This is a genomic window from Xanthomonas sp. WHRI 6106, from assembly GCF_040202405.1.
Taxonomy (GTDB): Bacteria; Pseudomonadota; Gammaproteobacteria; order Xanthomonadales; family Xanthomonadaceae; genus Xanthomonas; species Xanthomonas cannabis.
Genome location: NZ_JBEGFC010000001.1, coordinates 26221 through 41622 on the forward strand (window position 1 = coordinate 26221; position 15402 = coordinate 41622).

Sequence of the window (15402 nt, forward strand, 5' to 3'; positions counted from 1 at the left end):
ATGCCGCTGCCGTGCGGTCGTCCGGCCAGCAGCGAGCGTGGTGCGGGCGGCTGCGTGTGGCCAGCGAATGCGCAAGGCGAGCCAGGTGGCGCATGTAGGGCGCCGCCGGCTCGATGCGACGAGAGAAAGAGCTAGACGTCTTTGCCGTGGTGTCCTGCCAGGCGCGTGGGAGGTCGCGTGCTCGATCGAACGACATGCCTCGCCGATGCGGTGCGCGCGCCGATTTAAGTTCCAGCCAGCTACTACGAGGTGATCGGCGTAGCCTTTGCCGCGTCGCATTTTCTGGCGTTTCCCCTTGAACGACTCTGCTCACACCACGCAATCACGCGTGGCGATTCCGCTTGTCCCCGCGTTGGGCACCGCGCAGGTGCAGGCCCACTTGCCGCAGCAATCTCCACCGCTGGAACGTCGCGTGATCTGGATCGCCAGCTTGGGGGTGATGCTGGCATTCGTGGTGGCCGGCGTGGCGCAGGTGCTCACCGCGTTGATCGGACTGGTGACCAATCTTGCGTACTTCGGGCGCCTGCGCACCGAGATGGTCAGCCCGGCAGGACACGCACTGGGTGCCTGGGCCATTGCGGTGCCGGTGCTCGGTGGAGTGATCGTCGGCATCATGGCTCGCCATGGCTCGCGCGCGATTCGCGGGCACGGCATTCCCGAAGCGATGGAACAGGTCTTGCGCAACGACAGCCGCATTCCGCCGATCATGACCTGGCTCAAGCCGACATCGTCTGCGGTGGCGATCGGGACTGGCGGGCCGTTTGGTGCGGAAGGGCCGATCATCGCCACCGGTGGCGCACTCGGTTCGCTGCTGGGGCAGCGGTTGCATGTCACTGCCGACGAGCGCAAGACCTTGCTTGCCGCAGGTGCAGCCGCAGGCATGGCCGCGATCTTTGCGACACCGATCGCTGCGGTGGTCCTGGCGATCGAATTGCTGCTGTTCGAACGCCGCGCGCGCTCGCTGATTCCGGTGGCATTGGCTGCGATGGTCGGCGCTGCGATGCATGCTGTGTTCGAAGGCAGCGGGCCGGTATTTCCGATGCCGACATTGCCGCCGGCGATGCTGAGCGCATTGTTCGCCTATGTCGCGATGGGCGCGCTGGTCGGTGCGATCAGCGTTGGGGTGACGCGTCTGACCTACGGCATCGAAGACGCCTTTGAGCACATTCCGCTGCACTGGATGTGGTGGCCTGCGATCGGTGGCCTGGTCGTCGGCATTGTCGGCTATTGGGTGCCGCGCACGTTGGGTGTGGGCTACGACAACATCATTCTCGTGCTGGGCGGCAGCGCGGGGCTGGGTACGATGCTGGTGCTGTGCGTTGCCAAGCTGGTGTCCTGGTCGGTGGCGCTGGGCAGCGGCACGTCCGGCGGCACGCTCGCACCGTTGTTCACCATCGGCGGCGCCTTGGGTGGCGTGCTGGGGATCGCGTTGGCGACGTATGCGCCCGCCCTGGGCGTGGATCCGCGAATGGCGGCACTGGTGTGCATGGCGGCGATGTTTGCAGGCGCATCACGCGCATTTCTGGCGTCGGTGATCTTTGCCTTCGAAGCCACGCAGCAAACGCAGGGGTTAGTGCCGTTGTTGGGTGCCTGCGCGGCGGCGTATCTGGTTTCGGGCCTGATGATGCGGCACACGATCATGACTGAAAAAATCGTGCGTCGCGGTGTGCGCGTTCCATCGGACTACAGTGCGGATCACCTGGATCAGATTGCCGTGCGCACCGTGTGCAGCCGCGACGTGGTGAGCCTGCATGAGACGCAAACCCTGCACGAGGTACGCCAGTGGTTGAGCAGTGGTGCAGCAGGCATCACCCATCACGGCTTCCCCGTGATCGGATCCGACGCTGCGCTGCGGGGCGTGCTGACACGCCGTGATCTGCTCGATTCCCGCCACGCAGACGATCTGCCGCTCTGCGCACTCGTGCAACGCGCCCCGGTGGTGATCGGTGAAGAGCATTCGTTGCGCGATGCCGCCGATCACATGAGCGATGCCGGGGTGGGGCGGTTGGTGGTCGTCGACGGGGCGCAAACATTGCGCGTGCTCGGCATCGTCACGCGCAGTGATCTACTGGCGGCGCACCGCGGACGCCTGCGTGCAGCGCGCGACATCAAACGCAGCGCGATGCGGTAGATCGTTATCCGTGGGAACGGCGGCAAACACTGCGTGCATGCGGGCGGCGGTAACGACACGCCGCAGCGCATTGCAAGGCAGGGATGTCGGTCAGGACGCAGTGCGCGGACGCAGCTTCTGCACGCGGTAGAACGTGTGGTCGCCGATGGTGGCAACCTGATAGGCGTTACGCCAGCTCGGGCTGGCGATTGCACTGGCGGCGAAGTGGCTCGCGCCTGGCACGATCTCCTTGCGCTGCCCCACGGGCAACGCCCAGTTGCGCTCCGCAGCCAGGGCCACGCCCAATGCCTTGTTCCAGGCATCGTCATTCTTCAACTGCGTACCCGGAGAGACGATGGTGGGTGCGAACTGCTTGCGCGCGGTCACCACCTGGCACATCGAGTCGCCCCACAGCCCGCTGTCCAGCCGACGCAACGCAACTTCTGCAACGGCCTGCTGGCCACGCAAGGTCTGGTCGCGCGCTTCCAGATAGACGGTGGTACTCAAACACAACGAATCTGCAGCAGGCTGCGGCAATAATTGCGACAGCCAGAGTATCCAAGCCAGTTTCATAGAACTCCTTGCTCCGTATGGGCCGATCCGCAGAGCGCCCAATGTGGGTGCACCAGTGCGAAGGGCTTGGCGTCATGGGGAGGCGACCTGTCACGGGCCGCCCGGTCTCCGGCGAAGAGAGATCTACCGGAGGTGCCCACCAAGTGGGTGGGTCAAAAAGTTGGCGCAAGGTAGGCGCCGATCACACAATCGTGGCTGAATGGGCAGGGTTGACGCAGCGTCAGCGCGGCTGCGCCTACGTTGCGCCGGTGTCGGCTCACGCATCGCAACACGCCGCACGCGTCGCATTGACGGAGCGACACGCGCGCGTTGCGAAACGGCAGGCGATGCAGCGCAAGCACGATGGCGCGCGCTACTTTTTAGTTCACACGGCCTGCACGCATTGCGTGTTCGGCAGCGAACACGCATGCGCGCTTTTCTGTCACACGAGACCGTTGCAACGCACGATGTCATCGCGCACGGCGCACGACGAAACCACTTACGTCGGCAAGGACGCGTTCCGCTTACAGGCAGAAGCCGCATGCGCTTTATCGTCAGATGCGCAATGACCGAAGCTGTGCCACGGTGTGAGGGCAGCTCTCGGCGCACCGGCGTCGTTCGAGTTGGGTTGTTTACAACGTGGCAGCGAGTCGGCTGGCCTGGTTGATGGCACGCTTGGCATCCAGTTCGGCGGCCACGTCTGCGCCGCCGATCAGATGCGGTTGCTGACCGTTGGCCTGCAGCGCGGCAAGCAATTCACGCCGCGGCTCCTGCCCGGCGCAGACCACTACCGTGCCCACGTCGAGCAGTTGCTCGCTGCCGTCCACGCGGATGCGCAGGCCGGCATCGTCCACCCCCAGATACTCCACACCACCGAGCATCTTGACGCCTTTGGCCTTGAGCGTTGCGCGGTGAATCCAGCCGGTGGTCTTGCCCAGCCGCGCGCCGGGGCGCCCGGGGCTGCGCTGCAACAGCCAGACCTGGCGGGCAGGGCGCTCGGGCTGCGGTTTGCACAGCGCGCCGCGAGCCTCGAACGTCGGATCCACGCCCCATTCGGCCATCCAGCGCTGTGGATCCAGCGATACCGACGCACCCTCATGCACCAGGAATTCGCCGACATCGAAGCCAATTCCACCGGCCCCGATGATCGCCACCTTGCCGGCGGCGACGTGGCGGCCCAGCACCACGTCCAGATAGCTGACCACCATCGGATGATCGGCGCCGGGAAAGTCCACCTTGCGCGGCTCGATACCGGTTGCCAGCACCACCTCGTCGAAGTCCTGCAGGTTGTCTGCCTGCACGCGCGTCTCCAGCCGCAGCTGCACGCCGGTGGCCTCGATGCGGTGGCTGAAATAGCGCAGCGTTTCAGTGAATTCTTCCTTGCCGGGAATGCGTTTTGCCACGTTGAACTGGCCGCCGATGGCGCTGCTCGCATCGAACAGCGTCACCCGGTGACCGCGTTCTGCCGCCACCGTCGCGCACGCAAGGCCCGCGGGTCCGGCGCCGACCACGGCAATGCGCTTGGGCGTGGCCGTGGGTGCGTAGACCAGCTCGGTTTCGTGCACGGCGCGCGGGTTGACCAAGCAGGTGGCCAGCTTGTTTTCGAACACATGGTCCAGGCACGCCTGATTGCAGGCGATACACGTATTGATGGTGTGCGATTGCCCGGCGCGCGCCTTGTTGGTCCACTGCGGGTCGGCCAGCAACGGCCGTGCCAGCGACACCATGTCCGCCGCGCCGTCGGCGAGGATGCGCTCGGCCACCTCCGGCATGTTGATGCGGTTGCTCGCCACCACCGGAATGCGCAGGTGCGGTTTGAGCTTTGCGGTCACGCTGGCGAATGCGGCGCGTGGTACCGAGGTGGCAATGGTCGGAATGCGCGCCTCATGCCAGCCGATGCCGGAGTTGATGATGGTCGCGCCGGCCGCTTCGATCGCCTGCGCCTGTGCCAGGATCTCCTGCCACTGGTTGCCGTCCTCGACCAGGTCCACCAACGACAATCGGTAGATGATGATGAAGTCCTCTCCGCAGGCCTCGCGGATGCGGCGCACGATCTCCACGGCAAAGCGCATGCGTTTGGCTGCGTCGCCGCCCCAGGCGTCGCTGCGCTTGTTGGTACGCGCGGCGGTGAACTCGTTGATCAGATAGCCTTCCGATCCCATCACCTCCACGCCGTCGTAGCCGGCCTCGCGTGCCAGCCGCGCTGCGCGGGCATACGCGGCAATCTGCCGGTCCACTGCCGATGCCGACAACGCGCGCGGGGTGAAGGGATTGATCGGCGCCTGCAGTTTGGAAGGCGCCACCGACAACGGATGGTAGGCATAGCGCCCGGCGTGCAGCAGTTGCAGGCAGATCTTGGCGCCGTGCGCGTGCACCGACCGGGTGACCTGGCGATGCGGGCGTACTTCCCAGGGCCACGACAGCTTGCCGCCGAAAGGTTTGAGCCAGCCCACCACGTTCGGCGAGAAACCGCCGGTCACGATCAGGCCGACACCGCCCTCCGCCCGCTCGGCAAAATACGCGGCCAGCTTGGGGAAATCGCGCGCGCGGTCTTCCAGCCCGGTGTGCATCGAGCCCATCAGGACCCGGTTGCGCAGTTGGGTGAAGCCCAGATCGAGCGGGGTGAACAGGTGCGGGAAGGCGGAAGGGCCGGTGGCGGGCGACATGAGATGGATACGCTGGCGTACGGAGTGCGCACGATGCCGTCAAACGGGCGTGGCGGCAAGCCCCGGTAGCGGATTTCGCGTCGCGACAGCACCGCAGGCACCATCGCGCCCTCCGTGCGCGCTACCGCCTTCTTGCGTACCGTCTGCCCACGCAGCCGCAGCGGGCCAGATCCCGGCGCTCGTTGTCACCGGATGGCAGGCGTCGGCAGCGTGCAGCGCATCCACTGCCGCCGCCGTGCAAGCTGCGGCGCAGCCACCGATGCGGTTACCAGCCGGCCAGCACCAGCTTGCCGATCGTGCTGCCGCTTTCCAGGCGCCGATGCGCCTGGCGCAGATTTTCGGCGTTGATCGGCGACAGCGTCTCGGTGTGCGTCGTGCGTAGCTCGCCGGCATCGATCAGGCTCGCGGCGCGGTTGAGGATGCGGTGCTGTTCCACCATGTCGTCGGTCGCGTGGCGCGCCCGCGCGAACATGTGCTCCCAATGGATGCCGATGCACTTGGACTTGTAGGGGCCGCCAATGGTCAGCGCACCGCGCGGCTCCACGATCAGGCCGATATGCCCTTGCGGTGCCAGGACTTCGCCCAACTGCTGCCAGTAGCGGTCGGTATCGGCCAGGTTCAGCGCCGCGTCCAAGGTCTGCAGGCCCAGTGCCTGTAACTGCGCGTGCAACGGACGATGGTGATCGATCACATGATGAGCGCCCATCTGCCGGACCCATTCAATGCTCTCCGGGCGCGATGCAGTCGCGATCACCGTGAAGCCGGCATGCCGTGCCAACTGGATCGCGATCGATCCAACGCCACCAGCGCCGCCAATGATCAACAGGTGCCGACCGCGTTGACGCGCGCCGTCGAAGGCGAAGGGCATGCGCTGGAACAGCAGCTCCCAGGCCGTCAGGGTGGTCAGCGGCAATGCCGCTGCCTGCGCAAAGCTGAGCGAGGTCGGCTTGCAGCCGGCAATGCGTGCATCCACCCACTGGAACTGCGCGTTGCTGCCCGGCCGGCCGACATCGCCGGCGTAATACACCTCATCGCCTACCGCAAACGCGGTGACCTCCGGACCGACCGCTTCGATCACTCCGGCCGCGTCGTAGCCCAGGATCATCGGCTCGGGCAAGGCCTGCGGCGTGGACGCGCGTACCTTGGTGTCGACCGGATTCACGGAGATCGCTTCCACCCGTACCAATAAGTCATACCCCGAGGGCGCCCCGGGGCTTGGTAGCTCGATGTCAAGCAGTGATGCAGGGTCGTCGATCGGCAAGGATCTGGTGAGGGCGACGGCTTTCATCGGGATGCTCCTGATGGGAAGTTCAGGGTGCGTTGTGAAGTCAGTGCGCTGCAACCACGCACCCCACAATTCAGCTCGCACGGGGCCTGGCGTTCACCTATGTGGTTTTCCTGCCACGTCGGGGCACCCGAAGGTGCCTTGAATGGAACCGTCTTCAATCGCGCCGATTCGGCTGATGTTCATGTGTTCCGATAAGCGAAAGTGAGCGCCGGGCCCTTTTCTTCATGAAACTGTATACGTAATATCGAATGGGCTCGGCGGCCCTGGCGATTGCTTTCACATGTTATATGACCGTTAACGCGATCTTCACCGAGGCCGGCTTAATCTGCGCCCCGATGGCTCTGGATGTGACGAGCATCTTTACCAAGAACACCGCCTCTATCGGTTTTATCTCCCAAAGAAGGAGCTGTATAAATGAACAAGAAAATTCTCACTGCCGCGTTGCTCGGCGGTCTGGCAGTGGCCCAGGCTGCTTCCGCGCAGGAGTTCGATGACCGTTGGTACCTGACCGGTAGCGCTGGCTTCAACTTCCAGGACAGCGATCGCCTGACCAATGATGCTCCGTTCGTCACCCTGGGCCTGGGCAAGTTCGTCAGCCCGAACTGGTCGATCGACGGTGAACTGAACTATCAGAACCCGAACTTCGACGCCAACCAGGACCAGAACTGGAGCCAGTACGGCATCTCGTTCGACCTGCGTCGCCACTTCATCCAGGAAGGCCGCGGCTGGAACCCCTACCTGCTGTTCGGTCTGGGCTACCAGCGTTCGGAAGAAGAATTCGACGCGACCCCGAACCCGGTGTCGCCGGGCCAGCAGAAGGACGGCAACTTTGCCGCCAAGGCTGGTGTCGGTCTGCAGACCACCTTCGACAAGCGCGTCGCCGTGCGTGCTGAACTGGCCTACCGCGCCGACTTCAACGACCAGAGCGTTGCTGCTCCGCAGGAAGACTGGTTCGGCGACGTGCTGGCTTCGGTCGGCGTCGTGATCCCGCTGGGACCGGCTCCGTCGACCGCTCCGCCGCCGGCTCCGGCTCCGGTTGCTCCGAGCTGCGCCGATCTGGATGACGACGGTGACGGCGTCAACAACTGCGACGACAAGTGCCCGAACTCGCAGCCTGGCCAGACCATCGGTCCGGACGGTTGCCCGGTTCCTGTCTCGATCGACCTGAAGGGCGTGAACTTCGACTTCAACAAGTCGACCCTGCGTCCGGATGCCGTGTCGATCCTGAGCGAAGCGACCGAGATCCTGAAGCGTTACCCCGACCTGAAGGTCGAGGTTGCCGGTCACACCGACTCGAAGGGTACCGACGCGTACAACCAGAAGCTGTCCGAGCGTCGCGCGACCACCGTGTACGACTACCTGACCAAGAACGGCGTTGATGCGTCGCGTCTGGTCGGCCCGATCGGCTACGGCGAGAGCCGTCCGATTGCTCCGAACGCCAACCCGGATGGTTCCGACAATCCGGAAGGCCGTGCGAAGAACCGTCGTACCGAGCTGAACGTCCAGAACTAATCTGGCCGCTGGCTTGCTTCATACAAAACCCGGCCTCGTGCCGGGTTTTGTCTATGTGTGAACCGAAAACTCCCGAATTCAGCCGCAGCCGGATCGCCATGCTGTCTGCGTTGCCATCGATATGCGGTTCCTGTTGAAACAGCGTTCATCGCTGCCTACACTCGCCGCGTCGACACCACACTCTTACTGGAAGAACCACGATGCTGCGTACCGCTTCGGCAGGATTGCTCTGTCTCGCCTTGATTCCCGCCGCCTACGCCGCACCGAACTGCGCCGGCAACACGGTCTCCCAGCCGCTGCCGTTGCCCGCCACCGTCATCGCACCGGCCGCTGCCGAGTTCTATGCCCGCAGCGTGCAGCTGGGCATGCCCACCGGCGTGCTGGCACAGCCGTATAGCAGTGATCAATCGGTCGACCGCGTGCTGCTGCGCCTGCGCGTGGAAGGCTGCCAGGACCTGGCCAAGGTCATTCCACCGGGCGGCACCGTCAACCCGAACGATCCGGCGGCCTACAAGGCCACGACCGCTTTCGACAACACGCCGTGGCGCTTTGACATGAGCCAGAACGGCAAGCGCATGACCGCCGAAGAATTCGATGCCTGGATGAAGGCGCGCGGCGTGCGCGTGGTCAAGGCGCGTCCGGTGGCCGCACCGGCGCCGGCTGCGCCTGCTGCCGACGTCAAGCCGGTCGAAACCAAGTAAGCCGCACGGTCGGGACGGCATGACCCGGCGACCACCGCCGGCGACGTCCCGGCCTCGTCAGCGCGCCCCGGCGGCCCCGGTGCGCGGCGTGCGTGCATCGGCTGCAGGTGCCGATCACTCTGCGCCACGCCATGGGCTGGCGCGGGTGTTGTCCAAGCTGGGTGTGTGTTCGCGCACCGAAGCGGCGCGCTGGATCGCCGATGGGCGGGTCAGCGTCGCCATGCGGGTGATCCGCGACCCCGAGTTTCCGATCCGCACCGACCAGCAGGCATCCATTACCGTCGATGGGCAGCCGCTGGCCGGGCCTGCGCGCCTGTACCTGATGCTCAACAAACCGCGCGGTGTGGTGACCACGGCCCGCGACGAGCAGGGCAGGGACACCGTCTACCGCTGCTTCGATGGCGCCGGTTTGCCGTGGATCGCGCCGGTGGGGCGGCTGGACAAGGCCAGCGAGGGGCTGTTGCTCTTCAGCAATGACCCGCAATGGGCTGCGGCAGTGACCGACCCGGGCAGCGGGCCGGACAAGACCTATCACGTGCAGATCGATTGCCGCCCGAGTGCCGAGCGGCTGGCGCAACTGCAGGCCGGAGTGATCGACCCCGACCTGGACGGCGGCGGGGTGTTGCTGCGCGCCAAACAGGTGCGGTTGTTGCGCGAAGGCGAGCGCAATGCCTGGCTGGAAATCGTGCTGGACGAAGGCCGCAACCGGCAGATCCGCCGGCTGCTGGCGGCCTTGGATATCGGTGTGCTGCGGCTGGTGCGCGTGGCGATCGGTTCGCTGGCAATGGGGGCGCTGGGCAAGGGCGCCTGGCGCGAGCTCAGTGCGGCGGAAGTCCGGGCGCTGATGTCGGCTCCCGCCAGCGCGCCAGGCGCGCGCTGAGCAAGGCGCCGACCACTTCGACGGCGCGCGCATCGCCAGCACCGTTGGCGTCATGGCGCCTGCCCTTGGCGTGGTTGCAGCTGGCACAGGCCAGCGCGAGATTGCGTGCGTCATTGGGGGCGTCACCCACCAGCGCGCAGAGCGCGGCGGCGGCGCGCCGGCCGAACCAGGCCTGCGGTACCACGTGTTCCAGGGTGGTGTGGCCGAGCGGCTCGCCGTCGGCACGGACCTGCAGGCGCCGCCGGCAATGCAGGCAGCGGGTTTCCCAGCGATCGGCAAGCCGCTGCGCCTGGGCATCGGTCTGCGCCGCGAGCAGGAGCCGTTGGCGCAGGACCGTGCGCATGCTCAGGACTTGATGACGTCCAGTTCGCGGCCGATCTTGATGAAGGCATCGATGGCCTGATCCAGGTGCTCGCGGGTGTGTGCGGCGCTGATCTGGGTACGGATGCGCGCCTGCCCCTTGGGCACCACCGGGAAGAAGAAGCCGATGGCGTAGATGCCTTCCTCGAGCAGGCGCTCTGCAAACTTCTGCGCCAATGGCGCGTCGTAGAGCATCACCGGGCTGATCGGGTGCACGCCGGGCTTGAGATCGAAGCCGGCCGCGGTCATGCGCTCACGGAAGTAGCGGGTGTTGTCCACCAGCTGCGTGCGCAGCTCGCCGGCCGCGTCCAGCATTTCGAACGCCTTGATGCCGGCGGCCACCACGTGCGGCGGCAGCGAGTTGGAAAACAGGTAGGGTCGCGAACGCTGGCGCAGCAGTTCGATCACTTCGCGCCTTGCGGTGGTGAAGCCTCCCAGTGCGCCGCCCATGGCCTTGCCCAGGGTGCCGGTGAAGATGTCGATCTGGTCCAGCACGCCCTTGACCTCGGCCGAGCCGCGGCCGGTGGCGCCGAGAAAACCGGTGGCGTGGCATTCGTCGATGTGCACCAGCGCGTTGTACTTGCGGGCCAGGGCAGTGATCTCGTCCAGCGGGGCGATGAAGCCGTCCATCGAGAACACGCCGTCGCTGGTGATCAGCTTGGTCTTGCAGCCGGCCGCGTCGGCGGCCTGCAGTTGCGCTTCCAGGTCGGCCATGTCGCAGTTGGCGTAACGGAAACGCTTGGCCTTGCACAGGCGCACGCCGTCGATGATGGAGGCATGGTTGAGCGCGTCGGAAATGATGGCATCCGCTTCGCCAAGCAATGGTTCGAACAGGCCGCCGTTGGCGTCGAAACAGGCCGCGTAAAGGATGGTGTCTTCGGTGCCGAAGAACTCGGCGATGGTGCGTTCCAGTTGCTTGTGCAGGTCCTGGGTGCCGCAGATGAAGCGCACCGACGCCATGCCGAAGCCATGCGTGTCCAGCGCGTCCTTGGCCGCCTGGATGATGTCCGGGTGGTCGGCCAGGCCCAGGTAGTTGTTGGCGCAGAAGTTCAGCACGCTGCGGCCGTCTGCGAGGGTGATCCGGGCCGACTGCGGGCCGGTGATGATGCGCTCGGACTTGAACAGGCCCTGGGACTGGAGGGTCTCCAGTTCGGCGGCGTAGTGGGCGGTGAGCGCGGCAGGCGGACGGGTCATGGCGGTCGCTGTGGCAAGGAAAGAAGCGCAATGTTAACGATCACAATGGCATACCACTACGTCATGCAAAATCGGCATAAGCGGCGGCGCGGATGTCATTTCACCGCCTGCGTGCCGCTGCGCAGCATGGCATGCTTGCTGTTCAGCTGCGCCCACCGGCCAGGAGATCGTTGTGACACACCCCCGTATCCGTCTTGCTTCCCTGTTCTGCACGCTACTGGCGCTGGCTGGCCCGGCCGGCGCGCGTGACATCGGGCTGCTCAACGTGAGCTACGACCCCACCCGCGAGTTCTACCGCGACTACAACGCCGCCTTCGCAGCCCAGTGGAAGCAGCAGCATCCACAGGACACGGTGACCGTGGAAACCTCGCATGGCGGCTCGGGCAAGCAGGCGCGGGCAGTCATCGACGGCATCGAAGCCGATGTGGTCACCCTGGCACTGGCCTACGACGTGGACGCGATTGCCGAAAAGGCCAAGCTGATCGATAGCGATTGGGAAAAGCGGCTGCCGGACAACAGCGCCCCTTACACGTCGACCATCGTGTTCCTAGTGCGCAAGGGCAACCCGAAAAATATCCACGACTGGCCGGACCTGCTGCGCTCGGGCGTGGCGGTGGTGACGCCGAATCCGAAGACCTCCGGTGGTGCGCGCTGGAACTATCTGGCCGCCTGGGCCTATGCCGACCATATCTTCAAGGGCGACCGCGAGCGCATCCTGCGCTACATGCAGGCCTTGTTCCGTAACGTCCCGGTGCTCGATACCGGTGCACGCGGCGCTACCACCACCTTCGTCCAGCGCGGGATCGGCGATGTCCTGCTGGCCTGGGAAAACGAGGCGCTGCTGGCGCGCGAGGAACTGGGCAAGGACAAGTTCGAGATCGTGGTGCCGAAGCTGTCGATCCTGGCCGAGCCGTCGGTGGCGCTGGTGGACAGGAACGTGGACAAGCGTGGCACCCGCGAGGTGGCCGAAGCCTACCTGCGCTATCTGTATGCGCCCGAGGGACAGAAGCTGGCAGCCAAGCATTTCTATCGCCCGCGGCATCCTGAATTTGCCGATGCGGCCGACATGGCGAGGTTTCCGGACATCAAGCTGGTAACCATCCAGCAGGCGTTCGGCTCATGGGAGAAGGCGCAGCAGGAGCATTTTGCCGACGGCGGTCTGTTCGACCAGATCCAGGCCAAGAAGTAGCCATGCGGACATCGGTTGCATCCGGCCCGGTGTCGCCATCGCGCCGGCGCGTGATGCCGGGGTTGGGCTTGAGTCTGGGCATCACCCTGACCTGGCTGGGCCTGATCGTGCTGATCCCGCTGCTGGGGATTTTCATCAAGACTAGCGGGCTGGGCTGGGAGGGGCTGTGGAAGGTCTGGAGCGAGCCGCGCGTGCTGTCGGCGTTGCAGGTGAGCTTCGGCACTGCGTTTGCGGCCGGTGCCTTCAATGCGGTGATGGGCACCTGGGTGGCCTGGGTGTTCGTGCGCTACAGCTTTCCGGGCAAGCGCTTGTTCGATGCGGTGATCGATCTGCCGTTCGCGTTGCCTACAGCAGTGGCCGGTATTGCGTTGACCGCGTTGTATGGCGGCAACGGCTGGGTCGGGCGTTGGCTGGAGGCGATCGGCATCAAGGTGGCGTACACCCAGCTGGGCATCGTGCTGGCGCTGGTGTTCGTGGGCCTGCCGTTCGTGGTGCGGGTGGTGCAGCCGGTGCTGGCCGAAAGCGAGCGGGAGCTGGAAGCGGCCGCCGCCACGTTGGGTGCCTCGCGCTGGCAAACGGTGTGGCGGGTGGTGCTGCCGGGGCTGTGGCCTGCGGTGCTGACCGGCTTTGCGCTGGCGTTTGCGCGCGGGGTGGGTGAGTACGGCTCGGTGATCTTCATTGCCGGCAACCTGCCCAATTCCACCGAGATCGCGCCGCTGCTGATCACCATCCGGCTGGAAGAATTCGACTACGCCGGCGCCACCGCGATTGCGGCGGCCATGTTGCTGCTGTCGTTCGTGATCCTGCTGCTGGTCAATACGTTGCAGGCACGCCTGCTGCGCTATCAACGGAGGCCCGCATGAGCGATGCTGTTTCATCGTTGCCCTCCCTGTTGCAGACACGCACGATGACCGAGCAGGCGCGCCGTATCACCGACTCGGCCACCAACGAGCCGCGCTGGGTGCAGTGGTTGATGATCCTGGGCGCGTTGGCCTTCCTGCTGGCCTTCCTGCTGCTGCCGCTGGTGCTGGTGTTCGCCGAGGCGTTGCGTGGCGGCTGGGATACTTTCCTGCGCGCAGTGGTCGACCCGGATGCGTTGTCGGCGATCAAGCTGACGCTGATGGTGACTGCGATCGTGTTGCCGCTGAACCTGGTCTTTGGCGTCGCTGCGGCATGGGCCATCAGCAAGCATCAGTTCCGGGGCAAACGCCTGCTGGTCAGCCTGATCGACCTGCCGTTCTCGGTGTCGCCGGTGGTGGCAGGCCTGATCTTCGTGCTGATCTTCGGGCGCAGTGGCTGGGCCTGGCCGCTGATCGACGAAGGGTGGCGGGTGCAGCTGCCGGCGCTGGGCGAATTTGTGATCCAGCTGCCGCGGATCGTATTCGCGTTGCCGGGCATCGTGCTGGCAACGACGTTTGTCACTTTCCCATTCATCGCGCGCGAGCTGATGCCGCTGATGGAGCAGCAGGGCAGCGATGAAGAGCTGGCTGCGCTGAGCCTGGGCGCGAGCGGCTGGCAGATGTTCTGGCGGGTGACCCTGCCCAATATCCGCTGGGGGCTGCTGTACGGCGTGCTGTTGTGCGCGGCGCGCGCGATGGGCGAGTTCGGTGCGGTATCGGTGGTGTCCGGGCATATTCGCGGGCGCACCAACACGCTGCCGCTGCACGTGGAAATTCTCTATAACGAATACGCCTATAGCGCCGCATTTGCCTGCGCCTCGCTGCTGGCCTTGACCGCGCTGCTGACGCTGGCATTGAAGACATATCTGGAATGGCGGCACGGCGATGCGCTGGCCGCCAACCACCGCCACTGAGGTGACCATGGGCATCCGCATCCACCGCCTGCGCAAGCAGTTCGACACCTTCACCGCGCTGGACGACATCACCCTGGACGTGCGCCAGGGCGAGTTGCTGGCCCTGCTCGGTCCCTCAGGTTCGGGCAAGACCACCTTGCTGCGGATCATGGCCGGGCTGGAGCATGCCGATGGCGGGCAGGTGCTGTTCGGCGACGAGGACGCCACCCGCATGAGCGTGCAATCGCGCCGGGTCGGCTTCGTGTTCCAGCACTATGCGCTGTTCAAGCATATGGACGTGTTCGAGAACATCGCCTTCGGGCTGCGCGTGCGGCGTGCCAACGAGCGCTGGGCCGAAGCGCGCATCCGTGCACGCGTGGAAGAGCTGTTGGCGCTGGTGCAGTTGCAGGGCCTGGAGCAGCGCTATCCCACCCAGCTCTCCGGCGGCCAACGGCAGCGCGTGGCATTGGCGCGCGCGCTGGCGATCGAGCCGCGCGTGCTGCTGCTGGACGAGCCGTTCGGTGCGCTGGATGCGCAGGTGCGTCGCGACCTGCGGCGCTGGCTGCGGGAGCTGCACGAGCGCACCGGCCTGACCACGGTGTTCGTGACCCACGATCAGGAAGAGGCGCTGGAACTGGCCGACCGCGTGGCCATCCTCAACCGCGGCCGCATCGAGCAGCTCGACACGCCGGCGATGATCTACGACAAGCCGGCCTCGCCGTTTGTGTATTCGTTTGTGGGGGCGGTGAACCGCATTCCCGGGGTGCTGGCGCAGGGGCGGATCCAGGTGGCCGGGCATGCGCTGCCCGCGGCCAATGCGGCCCTGGCCGCAGGTCCGGTCGAGGTCTACGTGCGTCCGGAAGACCTGGTCCCCGACGAGGCGGGCTGGCCGGCCACGGTGGCCTGGTCGCAGCGCAGCGGCGCGCGTCTGCGCCTGCGCGCGACGCTGGAGCCGGCAGGCAACGAGGTGGAAGTGGAACTGCCGGCGTCGGCCGGAAGTTTTCAGCCAGGGCAGCAACTACGCCTGGCCGCGCGCCACTACGGCGTGTTTCCGGCCTGACCTAGCCGGCTGGTACCAGCCGGGAATCGGGATGGGTCATAGGGGATTGGTGATAGGGGATTGGGGCAGGGCAGGGATTCGCTTCGCTGTGGCCAATC

The 15402-nt window shown here is 65.7% G+C and carries 12 protein-coding genes and 1 pseudogene; 8 read left to right on the top strand and 5 right to left on the bottom strand.

Annotated elements, in window-relative coordinates:
* The first annotated feature begins 295 nt into the window (after positions 1-295).
* Positions 296-2131 (top strand): chloride channel protein, encoded by a 1836-nt coding sequence (locus ABQZ09_RS00195; protein WP_349775809.1) that lies wholly within the window; start codon positions 296-298, stop codon positions 2129-2131.
* Between the two features lie 90 nt (positions 2132-2221).
* On the opposite strand, the gene ABQZ09_RS00200 is transcribed toward ABQZ09_RS00195, so the two are convergent.
* The 3 genes from ABQZ09_RS00200 to ABQZ09_RS00210 all read right to left on the bottom strand — a co-directional run bounded on the left by ABQZ09_RS00200 (position 2222) and on the right by ABQZ09_RS00210 (position 6616).
* Positions 2222-2683 (bottom strand): cell wall hydrolase, encoded by a 462-nt coding sequence (locus ABQZ09_RS00200; protein ID WP_039413190.1) that lies wholly within the window; start codon positions 2681-2683, stop codon positions 2222-2224.
* 611 nt (positions 2684-3294) lie between these two features.
* A complete protein-coding gene (locus tag ABQZ09_RS00205; protein ID WP_349775810.1) occupies positions 3295-5328 on the bottom strand; it encodes an oxidoreductase in 2034 nt (677 codons plus the stop codon).
* Positions 5329-5593: 265 nt separating this feature from the next.
* Complete coding sequence (locus ABQZ09_RS00210) at positions 5594-6616, bottom strand: zinc-binding alcohol dehydrogenase family protein (RefSeq protein ID WP_349775811.1); 1023 nt, start codon at positions 6614-6616, stop codon at positions 5594-5596.
* A gap of 414 nt (positions 6617-7030) precedes the next feature.
* Here ABQZ09_RS00210 and ABQZ09_RS00215 point away from each other — a divergent pair, with 414 nt between their 5' ends.
* The 3 genes from ABQZ09_RS00215 (at position 7031) to ABQZ09_RS00225 (ending at position 9709) form a co-directional block, all read left to right on the top strand.
* Positions 7031-8128 carry an OmpA family protein gene (locus ABQZ09_RS00215; protein WP_029219243.1) on the top strand — a complete coding sequence of 366 codons (1098 nt, stop codon included), beginning with the start codon at positions 7031-7033 and terminating at the stop codon, positions 8126-8128.
* 200 nt (positions 8129-8328) lie between these two features.
* Complete coding sequence (locus ABQZ09_RS00220; RefSeq protein ID WP_039413182.1) at positions 8329-8829, top strand: hypothetical protein; 501 nt, start codon at positions 8329-8331, stop codon at positions 8827-8829.
* Between the two features lie 19 nt (positions 8830-8848).
* The gene (locus ABQZ09_RS00225) at positions 8849-9709 is read left to right on the top strand and encodes a pseudouridine synthase (protein WP_349775812.1); all 861 of its coding nucleotides are present in this window, start codon (positions 8849-8851) and stop codon (positions 9707-9709) included.
* Here the strand turns inward: ABQZ09_RS00225 and ABQZ09_RS00230 are convergent.
* Both ABQZ09_RS00230 and kbl read right to left on the bottom strand, forming a co-directional pair.
* On the bottom strand, positions 9648-10052 hold the full coding sequence (locus tag ABQZ09_RS00230) for an HNH endonuclease (RefSeq protein WP_039413178.1): 405 nt from the start codon (positions 10050-10052) through the stop codon (positions 9648-9650). The genes ABQZ09_RS00225 and ABQZ09_RS00230 overlap by 62 nt on opposite strands.
* A 2-nt stretch (positions 10053-10054) precedes the next feature.
* Positions 10055-11263: a glycine C-acetyltransferase gene (gene kbl, locus ABQZ09_RS00235; protein ID WP_349775813.1), complete on the bottom strand. Its 1209-nt coding sequence runs from the start codon at positions 11261-11263 to the stop codon at positions 10055-10057.
* Between the two features lie 92 nt (positions 11264-11355).
* Here kbl and ABQZ09_RS00240 point away from each other — a divergent pair.
* The 4 genes and pseudogenes from ABQZ09_RS00240 to ABQZ09_RS00255 all read left to right on the top strand — a co-directional run bounded on the left by ABQZ09_RS00240 (position 11356) and on the right by ABQZ09_RS00255 (position 15304).
* A pseudogene (locus ABQZ09_RS00240) lies at positions 11356-12452 on the top strand (sulfate ABC transporter substrate-binding protein).
* A gap of 2 nt (positions 12453-12454) precedes the next feature.
* Positions 12455-13315: a sulfate ABC transporter permease subunit CysT gene (gene cysT, locus ABQZ09_RS00245; protein WP_184552648.1), complete on the top strand. Its 861-nt coding sequence runs from the start codon at positions 12455-12457 to the stop codon at positions 13313-13315.
* Complete coding sequence (cysW, locus tag ABQZ09_RS00250; protein WP_047695388.1) at positions 13312-14265, top strand: sulfate ABC transporter permease subunit CysW; 954 nt, start codon at positions 13312-13314, stop codon at positions 14263-14265. Before cysT ends, cysW begins: the two co-directional genes overlap by 4 nt.
* 7 nt (positions 14266-14272) lie before the next feature.
* Positions 14273-15304, top strand: a complete 1032-nt coding sequence (locus tag ABQZ09_RS00255; RefSeq protein ID WP_349775814.1) for a sulfate/molybdate ABC transporter ATP-binding protein — start codon at positions 14273-14275, stop codon at positions 15302-15304.
* Positions 15305-15402: the final 98 nt, after the last annotated feature.